The following is a 10,208-nucleotide window of genomic DNA, read 5'->3' on the forward strand; positions in this document are numbered from 1 at the left end:
CAAGGAGAAAAAATTAAGAAAGACGGTTTTTGTCGTACAAAAAAGGTTAAATTTGAAAGGTATGGATCCTTTGTTTTTAAGAAAGAAGCTTTTATAGAAATGACGAACTGGTTTAAGGAACTTAACGCAAACCATGAATGGCCTTCTGAATAGAATATCGCCGAATACAAAGAACCTGTGCGTGTTTATTGCGGGTGGCGCAGTCGGTTTATTTGTTTTTAGGCAAGACAAGTTCAACTTCGTGTTCAAATTGATGGATGGCTTTATTTCGTATTTTGGAATTATGTCATCTGTATCGTTCGCAATATTGGCTGTACTCATGCAGCAGTTTGATAGAAAGAGTCTGAATGCGCAATGTGTAAGCGAAATAAAGAATGAAGCCATAGATGTTGCCAAGGAAATGAATGTAGAAGTGTGGCGAATCGTGTTCATGCTTTTGCCCGTCCTTGCTTATTTCATGATGTCTTTTTTCAATGAATACAACAGATTCGGGGCGTCGTTGCTCGCTTCAATTACTTTCTCTGCGATTGTATTTTCCATATTCTTGCCGTTCAAATATGTGAGTTTCATAAGGCTCCAATTGATAAAAGTCGTTGAAAAGAAAGAAGACGAAGATGCACAAAAGAAAATCAAAAATGCCGATGAACTTCTAGAAGATTTGAAAGACGATTAAATCTTTGTTGTCTAATTTGCTCATTTTAGTTATATTTGAATTACAGATGAGCGTCTGGGATTCCCTTACATTTGATGACTTGCCGAACGAGGATTTAAAGTGGGTTGCAAAGACCCTCGGTCTTGATGTCGCCAAGAGAATCTGGAAACGCTTTGCAGGCAACCATGTAGCCTGTCCATCCCGGATGACTCCGAACGCTGTGCGCCGCTATATGGCTGACAACTGCGAGAAGACTGTCCACCAGCTTGCCTTCGAGACGGGCGTTAGCGAGCGAACCATTTACCGCTACTTGAACTTTGTGCCAAAGAAGCGTGACAACGGGCAGATGTCTCTGTTCTAAGTTCATTCCTTTATCCATTCGCCGGTTCGTGCGTGGTGCAGGTAGTTTTCTGCTTTGCGGATATCGTCTTTCCAGTTGTTGTCGGGCTTGAGTCCTGCGCGGCATTGATACTTGACGGCGGTGCCGATGTCGAATGCGGCTTCACGCGGGAGTTCTTCGCGTTTCACGATGGCGTGGATGATCTTGATTGTTTCCACGGGCATTTCGTTGTAGTAGGTCTGTTTTTTTTGCGGTTGGTTTGGTGTGGGTTTGGTCATTTTGTACCTTGGGTTAAGTGTTCTTGACAATGTGCTGAATCATCATGTTTTCGATAACCTTGATGTCTTCATCTTGCAGGAGCATGTAAGGGCGAGCGGGAATTTTTGAGCCGGTGTGGTTGACTTTACCATAAATTACAGGCGAGCCTTTCCACGTAAAGCTGAGGGCCCTCTTGTTCTTGTACCAGATTTCGTGTGCAGGAGTTTGGCCTCCAAAATGGAGTATCGCTGCATATTTTTGTTTGCCCGTCATGATAGTAACTCCAGCTCCATCATCATCCACTTTGTAGTGAATTTGCCTCATAAGAGCACCTGTACCAATCATCGTTTTACCCTTGGGCTTTTCTGTTTCGGGCCAGCGATTAGGGCGACCGCCTACACGGAAGTTCTGCCTTATGCTCTTGACTGCAAGGTTGCCAATAGCCGCCAAGACGGGCTTCAAATGAACGGCATGGTCGTTCATGACCTCGATTAGAGCGTCAAATTTGTGGTCATCTATGGTTGCGTTGATGAAACTTGCCATGGGGTATTGACTTTCCTTGTGAAAAATGGTATATTATGGGTATAATAATTGGCCTGTGAAGCAAGAACCGTGATTCGTTTGAGTGGAGCAGGTAGCTAGGTGTTTCGTCACGGAGAACATTCTACTTCCATTTATTTTTTCCTGAAAATGCATTTTCCCTTTCTTGTTTTATCGGCATTTTTGTACCCGGTCCAGATGGTAAATTCCTTAAATACGCCTGAATTTGCAACAACTTCAATCATAAATTCCTCTTCGTTGACCTTGAATCTATTGTAAAAGGATGTTCGAATAGCACGTTTGTTCGTTCCACTACTTTTCAGATATAGAACGCGTATTTCTGCAGGATTTTTTAGAGTTTCTATAAACAACGGGAGGAGCCTTTCCCGGTGCTGCTTTTCCTTACTCCCTTCCGTGATGTGTTTCAGAAATCCGTCAATATGCTCCCTTTTTATGATGGTTTCGTAATGAAAACCGGTTTCTTGATTCTCAAAAGGAATTGATACGATATCGTCTTTTTTATTTCCCAATCCAAGAGCTGCGCTCATCTTGTCGGTGAAATTTTCCTTCGTAATGCTATCGTCTGGATTAAATTTTTCATTTTCTATCACTGGTAAAGGCGTATTGTCTTTGGGCGTGTTGCTTGTTTTCCCATCGGGGTCAATTTCAACCCATTCGATTTTTTTTCTTTTTAGTTCATCTCGCTGGATTTGGGTCATATAGGAGCCCATATCCGTAGATGCAATGCTATAATCCCAGTTCTTGCCTATTTTGGCAGTGTCATTTAAATCAAGTTTTTTACGGTCTTTGGTTTCCTTCTCTAGTCCTGCTTCCATTTCGTACTTGCTGATGTACTCTTTTTCGCACATGCAGCCGAAGCCGTTGGGCGGACTATGCTTTTCCCACCAAGGGTCTTCTAACGGAAGCGTTATACCATTCCATGCTTTGTGTTCATCTCGGCTTGTAGGCATCATCATACAGATGTACTTCGCATGGGTGAATACGTCGGGGAGTTCCCTTGCTTGGCGTTCCTGAGCTGCCGCCGCTGCGGTGAGCATGTTCGTCTGATAAATGACTTTCGAACGCCACGACGCATACCCAGACTTATTCATTTTTTCATCAAACTTAGCGTCTGAAGTTCTCCACTTAGCTGCAATTTCGTGAAAACGACCTCTAAATTCTTCAAGCGATTCCCCATCTGCAATAGCAGCATCTACGGCTTTTCTAAAATCAATTAGAATGTCTTCACGCATACAGCCGGCGATCACAAAGGCTCGCGTGTGCATGCTTCCTTCAAGATCCGTCCAATTTTTTGCAGGCATATTGATTTTTTGCCTGAAGTAGTCAACGGCTTCTTTGTATTCGCCTTGTTGAAAAAACAATTCCTTAGCCATCGATGATACCCGCTTTCTTCAGAATGGAAAAACGACCTGCCAGGTCTGCCGCCAAAAACGCCTGTTCCATTTCCTTCGCCACGTCGTCCATCGGCATTTCACCGTAACAGCCTATGAGCTTGTCGCGGACCTCTTCGAGGCTCTTTGCGTTCTCTACGAGTTCGCGGATGGGTGCGAGGAAATCCACCTTTTCGCATTCGTCTGCAAGGTGTTCGGTGAACGCGTTCACTTGCTTGCGGAGTTCGAGACCTGCATTGCGAACTTTCGGCTTCTTTTCAGGGCCTTCCGCGAACAATGCACCGGCTGGCTCTACGGGGCCGCTCATTTCGAAATACTTCTCGTCGATGCCGTAAATGTCGGTGATGTACTGGGCGTTGAATTTTACACCGAGACGCGTGAGCTTCACGTCGCGTTCGAGGCGGGCTTCTTGCAAGTCTTCCGGGAGGATGATGTTCATCCACGGGATTTCTTTTTCGTTCGGCCAGTTGATTTCGTAAATCCAACGGATAAGCTGGTTCACGCTGGATTCGACCATTGCTGCATCATCAAGAGCGAGGTCTGCACGGACATCGTTGTGCACGGTAGCCATGGCTTGTGTGCCGCCTGAACTTGTCTGCTCCGTGGTGAGCGTTTCGCCAAGCCACGCTTTAGACATGGCCCTGTCTGCCCAATTCACGATTTCGCTATGCGGATTGGTGCCGCTCAGGCGGGTTTCCAAGAGTTCTACGGAGCCGGTCTGCGGGATGACTGCGACCGCATCACGGATGAGGTTTGATAGCATTCGCAGGAACTGCTGTTGCTCATTTTCCGTTGCAGTGGGCGGCACCTTGCCGATAGCTTTGGGCATGCCGTATTTTTCGACAAAGATCATCCAGAACTTGAGACCACCCTTCTTGAATGCGAGCGGCCAAAAACAACGCGAGTAGGTAGCGTTGCCGTATGGGTTCGCCGTGGTCGGACGGTTGCGAGTCACGAGGAACTTGCGGTCGGGCATTTCTTGACGAGTGCCGTCCTTCGTCTGCAACAAGAGTTCTCCGTCATTGCCGAACTTGAACCATTCCTGCTTGCGGTCCTTGATTGCGGTCGGCAAAATGAGCACGCCAAAGTCGGTCTGCACTGCATCCCACACGATTTCATGCACGGCATAACCGAAGCCGATTGCTTCGAGCATCTGCGAGATGGTGTTGCGAAGGTCGATGTTCCAAAGGTATTCCTCGACGAACTTCGCTTTCTTTGCATCGCCCTTGCTTCCGTCAATGGTCCATGCACGGCTCGTGATGGCGGCAAAGCGTTTGTTTTTAACTGCATCGAGGTGGGCGTCTATCATTTCGCGATAGACCTTGATGTTCCCGCCGTTCTTTTGGAGAATCGTGTCCGGGTTTGGCAGGTAGTCAAGCCCGGTGATATACTCGGCGACATTCCGGGTTGCCACTTCCTTCGCAAGCTGCAAATCACGCTTGTTTTGGGTCTCGTTCTGTTGTTTTTTGTTCTTTTTGCTCATGCAATCCTCGGTAGTTTTCTAATCCTTTTGAATCGCCGTTCAAACTTTTTGAAAAATGATTTTTTAAAGTTCAATGACCGTTTACTAGGGTTTAGCAAAAAACGGCTAGAAAGGGCCTTTCTGTGCGATTTTTAAAAACCGGTCAAATTCACGTTTTGCCCCTTGAATGGATCTGCCGTTTGAACGAACAGTGGCCCCGCCGCGGTTGCGTTTTTCGCGTGGTATGCCAAAGCTGCTCCCCAGAAAAAGTCGCCGTGTCCTTGCTCGGTGCTTGCCGCATCGTAACGCACATTCCCGGCACTGGTAACGAGCTTTCGAACTGCATGGATGGATTCGGCTTGTTCGTCTTCGATTCGACCTTCGACTCTGGGGAACTTGGGGCATTTTTCAAGGATGATTTTCTGGTCTTCGAACGCCTGCAAAAGATTGATGGCGAGGTCAGCCTTTACGGTGTTCGTAAAAAGGACTCCCTCGACCTTGACGGAGCCGAAGCGTTCCATAGCCCGTTCGGTGAACTGGTCGCCGCATCCGGTGCGGTCGATACAGGCGCGGATGAGGTTCGGGAGCTTGAGAAAATTGTATAGCTTCTGTTCTAGGAAGCTCCACTTTTTATTCTGATAGGCTTCCACGGCTCGGCAAATTAGGCGGTCGCCTATGTCTTCGAAAACGTAGATGACATAAAGGTGGCGGTGGCGTGCTACGTCGCACCCGAGGTAAAGCGGGCCGTTCACATTGTCAAGTCCCAGCACGCCTTGGCGTTCACAGCTGTGGATGAGTTCATAGCTAATCATGGCCTTGGATTCATCCTGCGGATTACAGCAGTATTCCTCTTGCCAAATAGCTTCGGTCAAACAGCCCTTGTGTTCCTGCTCCAGCCATGCTTCGCGTTCTTTCCTGGAGAGCTTTTTGCCACAGATGCGGTCGGCAACGCCTTCCTCTACTGCGAGCTGGATTGGCACGGTATGCACGCTGTAGTCAAGTTCGCCTTTTTTGCACTTATCGATGAGCAGATAGAATAACGAATTAACTCCATTGTGCGTGGAAAGAATTCGGATAGAGTATCCCCACATGGCTGCAGGCTTTGCGGCTGCCCACATTTTGCGGTCATCCTTGTGGTGAGCAGCTTCGTCCCAAACGATTTTTCCGCCCTTGGAGCGGAATGCTTTCGGATTGCTGGAAAGTGCGTAAATCTTTGAACCGTTGTTGAATTCGATTACCTTTGACTTTACGCCTTTGTCTTCATCTGCAAATTCACATTCCGTAATGTCTTCGCAGTTGATTTCTGCTAGAGTTTTTGCTATGGAGTTCAGCTTTGAAACCCAACCGGATATGTAATCCATGTATTCGGCTGCGGCGGTCATGTCTGCGGAACTAAAAAAGACTTTTAATCCGGGCTGCTCAATGCAATCTTGAACATCCTCAAAACTTTGCACGAAAGTTCCACCAATACGGCGAGACTTTTCAAGAATTTTCACCTTACTTTTGTCAAGCAGATACCGCTTTTGGTAGGGGAAAAAGTAGTCTATGAGACTTCGTTCTAACATAATCCAAGAGCTTCCTTCATTTTAGCGAGCGCTGCTTGTTGCTTTTCTTCCGGGGAGAGGTCGGACTTGTTCTGCTTTGGTGCAACGGCTTCGTACTTGCGTGCGTGCTCTGCAGTGTCGATGATTCGTTGCAATGCAGTGTAGCGTTCGGGTGCGACCTTCACGCCGTCGAGTTCGTCCTGCTTGATCTTGCGAGCCATGACTTCGCCCAGCTCGAAAAGTTGTGCGTGGAAGTTCTTTTCGCCGCCGCTCACGGCTGCACGGGCTTTGTCCCAATGTTCTTCGGCCTTCCATGTCTGCAAGGTACGTGTAGAAACGTTAAGCGCCCGGCTGATATCTGCCAGGCTCATTTGGTGAATTGTGTAGAGTTCCTTTGCGCGGGGCTTGAGTTCTGCCTTGCTCATTGCTTCCTCCCGTGGTATTCCATGCAGCAAGCTCTAATTGCTTCCATTGCTTGTCTTTGTTCTTCGGTGTATTTCTGGAAAAGCGTTTCCCAGCGTGTATTTTCAACGGCTTGCGACTTTTCCCATTTGGCATTCTCGTTTGTGTAAAAGACGGCCAACATCACGGCGAAAATGACGCTTATTCCAAACTGCTTAAACGCTTCAATCCAAAAGTTCTTGTCCATATAGTTCCTCGCAACAAACTTACTTGTAACCGAGTGACTTAGGGCATGTCTCTGTCATCTCCTCTTTCGGTTTTTCGCTTGTAACTTTGAAGCCATGAAAGACAAGAAACTTTTGAAATCCGATGACCTCAAGGAACCGTGGGTCGAAGCATTCAAGGTCGGCAAGGTCACTGACATGGCTGGCAAGGAACACGACTTCAGCGAAGCGGACCTCGAAGATCTGAATGAAGGCATCCACGAACAGCTCAAAGCCGGTTACCAACCGCCACTCGTCAAGGGGCACCCTAAAGTCGATGATCCGCGTGTGGGATCCATTGTCGATTCCAAGGTTGAAGACAATGTGCTCAAGGTAAAGCTTGATGACGTGAGCAACGACTTTGCCGAAGAGGTGAAGAAGGGCGGCTTCAAGTACCTTTCAGCTTCTATTTACAGCAACTTGAAAAAGGGCTTAAGACACCTCGGTGCTTTGGGTGCCCACGCTCCCGCCATGAAGGGTATGACCCCGCTTTGCTTTGGCGAAGGCTGCTTTGCAGAAGTGGACAAGGGGGTTACCGAACAGGATGTGTGCATGTTCGCAGAATCGTTCGCTTGGGACAGGCTTGTTCCGGCATCGGTTTTTGAACGCCTTATTTGGAAGCTCGGCTCGCTTGGAACCCTTTTCCGTTCACAGCGTGAACAGCTGATTGAAAAAGAAGGCATTGAAGCGGCGGACAAGATTATCCCGGAATACGCTGTAAAGGATATCGAATCCGTGCGTGATGTCATCAAGGATTCCAACAACTTCCCGAAGCAAGCACCGACTGCAACCGCAACCGATGAAAAGCCCGTTTCGAGCTTCGCGGAAAATGAAACTACCGATTCTACTCCGCTGGAGAACGGGGAGCAGAATCCTCAGCCTACAACGCCCCCTCACGACGAGCCGACCGCATCTATCCCGGAAGGCAATTCTAGCGAAGCGGCGCGGTTGAGCGAAGAGAATGCAGCACTCAAGGCCGAAAATGACGCTCTTAAGGCTGACAAGCTTGCAGCGGAGCGTCTGCGAGCTGGGGCTGCGTTCTCCGAGACTTTGGACAAGGCCATTGCCGACGGTCGCTGCAATCAGGTGCTCAAGGACAATCTTATGAAGGTCTTTGGCGTATGCCAGGAAGTGCCCGTCGATGGCGAAGGCTGCTTTGGCGAAGGCGATGACCGCGTGAATGTCGCTGAAATCCTCGCTTCTACGGTTGCCTCGCTCCCGAAAATCGTGGATTTCGGTGAAGCTCCGGGAATGCACGATACTCCGCAGCTTGCGGCTGGCGAAGCTCTTGCCCGCTACAAGGCTGAACAGGAAGCGAAAGGCCGTGTGCTTTCGTTTGCAGAGGCGGCAGAAGAATACGGCCGCATCAATGTTTAACAAAACAAGGAGAATCCCATGAAGGGTAATGTCCTCAATTTCACGGCGTCTGTCGCCGTTCCCGCCTTCCGATTTGTCGCTCTTGGCACAACCGAAGGTTCCGTTGCACTTGCTTCCGCTGGCGGTGATGCCATTGGCGTAAGCTACGAACTGGATGCCGCACAGGGCGCTCGTCAGGATGTGCAGTTCGACGGTATCGCCGAAGTTACCGCAGGCGGTGCTTTTGCCGTCGGTGCTAAGCTCAAAGTCGGAAGCAACGGCAAGGCCGTTGCCGCTTCTGCCGGTGATGCCTATGTGGCCGTGGCACTCGATTCCGCAACCGCTGATGGCGACGTGGTGCGTATCAAGCTCGAAAAGGGTGCAGCCACCAACGAAACGACCTTCAAGGCAGAAGAAGCCATCGGCAAGAACCTTTTCGTGAAAGCCGGCACCGATACGGACAAAGTCAAGAAGGGCACCTCTGGTGCTGCCGTGCTCGGTGTCAGCGGTGACGAAGACACTGCAAGCGGCTCGAATATCGTCGTACAGACGAGTGGCAATGTGAAGGTGCTTGCTGGCGGTACTGTGGCTGTCGGTGACCGAATCGTTTGCGATGCGAACGGCAAGGCTGTCGCGGCTGGCGCTTCTGCCGAAACTTACGGCGTTGCACTCACGGCAGGTGCTTCGGGCGACCTTATCACGGTTGCTTTTGGCTACGCTGGCAAGACCGCAGCCGGGGTTTAACAATTAACAAGGAAAACGACATGAAGAAGAACTCTATCGCTCTCATGCTTTTGACTCTCGTGTGTGTCCTGTGCTCCTTTGCGGGTGCTGACACGCTTACCGCCTGCGGCGTTCCGCAGATTGTCGCCGAAATTTTCGGCTCTGACGGTGGTACTCTTGCCGCTGGCTTGCTCTTGCCGATTGGCGTGCAGCAGACGGACCTTGTGGCCGCCTACAAAAACAGCAAGATGATTGCAGACCAGGTAATGCCTGTCAAGGTGCTCGACGACAAAGAACTTGCGTTCAAGTATTACGAGCGTACCAAGGGCGATTCTTTTACCGCCCCGGATACCAAGGTGGGTCGCACTTCCGAACCGAACATCATCCACCTTTCTGGCGAAGAAAGAGCCGCTGTTGCTGAAGCCCAGGGTTTGCAGATTATCGTGCCTAAGGAAGATATTGAACAGATCAAGAACAAGGAACGTTATGTCAATACGAGCCTTGAATACTTGATGAAACAGGTGTATCTCGGTCGTGAAATGCGTGTTGCAGGCATTGTGCAGGATACTTCGAACTATGGCGACGGCCTCACTCACACTTACGAAAATGCCCAGGGTATTGGAGCCGACGGCTTCAACATCGTAGAAACGATTCTCGAATACCTTGAAAAGCCGCTCGCCCGTCCGAACGTGCTTGGCATGAACTCTGTCGTGTGGGCAAAGCTCCGCACCGACCCGAACGTGCTCCGTTCTGTCTATCCGAACTCCAACGGTGCAGGCGTTGCAAGCCGCGAACAGATCAAGGCTTTGTTTGAAGTCGATGAAATCCTCATCGGTGAATCCCGCGTGAACACCACCAAGAACGCCAAGAATCCGCAGCTTACTCGTTGCTGGGGTGATAACATCTGGGCCCACTACTCCGAACCGCTTTCCACGCTCAAGGAAGGCATTGCTTGGGGTATGACTGCACAGATTGGCGACCGCTATGCCACTATCATCGAAGATGAAAAGATTGGCCTCAAGGGTGCCGAAATCATCAAGGCCGGCTTCTACCAGAAGGAAGTTGTTGTCGCCAAGGATGCAGGCTTCCTCTTGAAGAACATCGTCAAGAAGACCGCTTAAGGTAACGCATGAACTACTGCACTTACGAGGACATTCAGGGGCACATCCCCGAAGCGCGTCTGGTCGAGGTCACCGATGACCTTGCACCGAACGCCACCGGAGAGGTCAAGGTCGCCATCGTTGAAAAGGCCATCA

The 10,208-nt window shown here is 49.5% G+C and carries 12 protein-coding genes; 5 read left to right on the forward strand and 7 right to left on the reverse strand.

Annotated elements, in window-relative coordinates:
• Nucleotides 1-133: 133 nt before the first annotated feature.
• Together IKG78_RS00005 and IKG78_RS00010 are read left to right on the forward strand one after the other, a co-directional pair.
• Nucleotides 134-673: a hypothetical protein gene (locus IKG78_RS00005; protein ID WP_290937848.1), complete on the forward strand. Its 540-nt coding sequence runs from the start codon at nt 134-136 to the stop codon at nt 671-673.
• A 46-nt stretch (nt 674-719) separates the two neighbouring features.
• Nucleotides 720-1,013 carry a hypothetical protein gene (locus IKG78_RS00010; RefSeq protein ID WP_163443753.1) on the forward strand — a complete coding sequence of 98 codons (294 nt, stop codon included), beginning with the start codon at nt 720-722 and terminating at the stop codon, nt 1,011-1,013.
• 2 nt (nt 1,014-1,015) lie between these two features.
• On the opposite strand, the gene IKG78_RS00015 is transcribed toward IKG78_RS00010, so the two are convergent.
• The 7 genes from IKG78_RS00015 to IKG78_RS00045 all read right to left on the reverse strand — a co-directional run bounded on the left by IKG78_RS00015 (nt 1,016) and on the right by IKG78_RS00045 (nt 6,857).
• Nucleotides 1,016-1,270, reverse strand: coding sequence for a DUF3310 domain-containing protein (locus IKG78_RS00015; protein WP_290937851.1), 255 nt, complete (start codon nt 1,268-1,270; stop codon nt 1,016-1,018).
• Nucleotides 1,271-1,283: 13 nt separating this feature from the next.
• Nucleotides 1,284-1,793 (reverse strand): phage virion morphogenesis protein, encoded by a 510-nt coding sequence (locus IKG78_RS00020; protein ID WP_290937853.1) that lies wholly within the window; start codon nt 1,791-1,793, stop codon nt 1,284-1,286.
• A 131-nt stretch (nt 1,794-1,924) separates the two neighbouring features.
• Nucleotides 1,925-3,184 carry a phage minor head protein gene (locus IKG78_RS00025; protein ID WP_290937855.1) on the reverse strand — a complete coding sequence of 420 codons (1,260 nt, stop codon included), beginning with the start codon at nt 3,182-3,184 and terminating at the stop codon, nt 1,925-1,927.
• Entirely contained in the window at nt 3,177-4,685 is a 1,509-nt protein-coding gene (locus IKG78_RS00030; protein ID WP_290937857.1) for a DUF935 family protein, read from the reverse strand. The genes IKG78_RS00025 and IKG78_RS00030 overlap by 8 nt, the downstream gene beginning before the upstream one ends.
• Nucleotides 4,686-4,816: 131 nt before the next feature.
• On the reverse strand, nt 4,817-6,229 hold the full coding sequence (locus IKG78_RS00035; protein ID WP_290937859.1) for a terminase family protein: 1,413 nt from the start codon (nt 6,227-6,229) through the stop codon (nt 4,817-4,819).
• Entirely contained in the window at nt 6,223-6,633 is a 411-nt protein-coding gene (locus IKG78_RS00040; RefSeq protein ID WP_290937861.1) for a phage terminase small subunit-related protein, read from the reverse strand. Before IKG78_RS00040 ends, IKG78_RS00035 begins: the two co-directional genes overlap by 7 nt.
• Nucleotides 6,630-6,857: a hypothetical protein gene (locus IKG78_RS00045; protein WP_290937863.1), complete on the reverse strand. Its 228-nt coding sequence runs from the start codon at nt 6,855-6,857 to the stop codon at nt 6,630-6,632. Before IKG78_RS00045 ends, IKG78_RS00040 begins: the two co-directional genes overlap by 4 nt.
• Nucleotides 6,858-6,951: 94 nt before the next feature.
• On the opposite strand from IKG78_RS00045, the gene IKG78_RS00050 reads away from it, so the two are divergent.
• From IKG78_RS00050 to IKG78_RS00060, 3 genes are read left to right on the forward strand one after another with little or no spacing between them, the layout of a single operon-like run.
• Entirely contained in the window at nt 6,952-8,250 is a 1,299-nt protein-coding gene (locus IKG78_RS00050) for a hypothetical protein (protein WP_290937865.1), read from the forward strand.
• Between the two features lie 18 nt (nt 8,251-8,268).
• Nucleotides 8,269-8,973 (forward strand): capsid cement protein, encoded by a 705-nt coding sequence (locus tag IKG78_RS00055; protein WP_290937867.1) that lies wholly within the window; start codon nt 8,269-8,271, stop codon nt 8,971-8,973.
• Between the two features lie 20 nt (nt 8,974-8,993).
• Entirely contained in the window at nt 8,994-10,073 is a 1,080-nt protein-coding gene (locus IKG78_RS00060; protein ID WP_290937869.1) for a hypothetical protein, read from the forward strand.
• Nucleotides 10,074-10,208 lie beyond the last annotated feature (135 nt).

The organism is Fibrobacter sp. (assembly GCF_017545445.1).
Taxonomy (GTDB): domain Bacteria; phylum Fibrobacterota; class Fibrobacteria; order Fibrobacterales; family Fibrobacteraceae; genus Fibrobacter.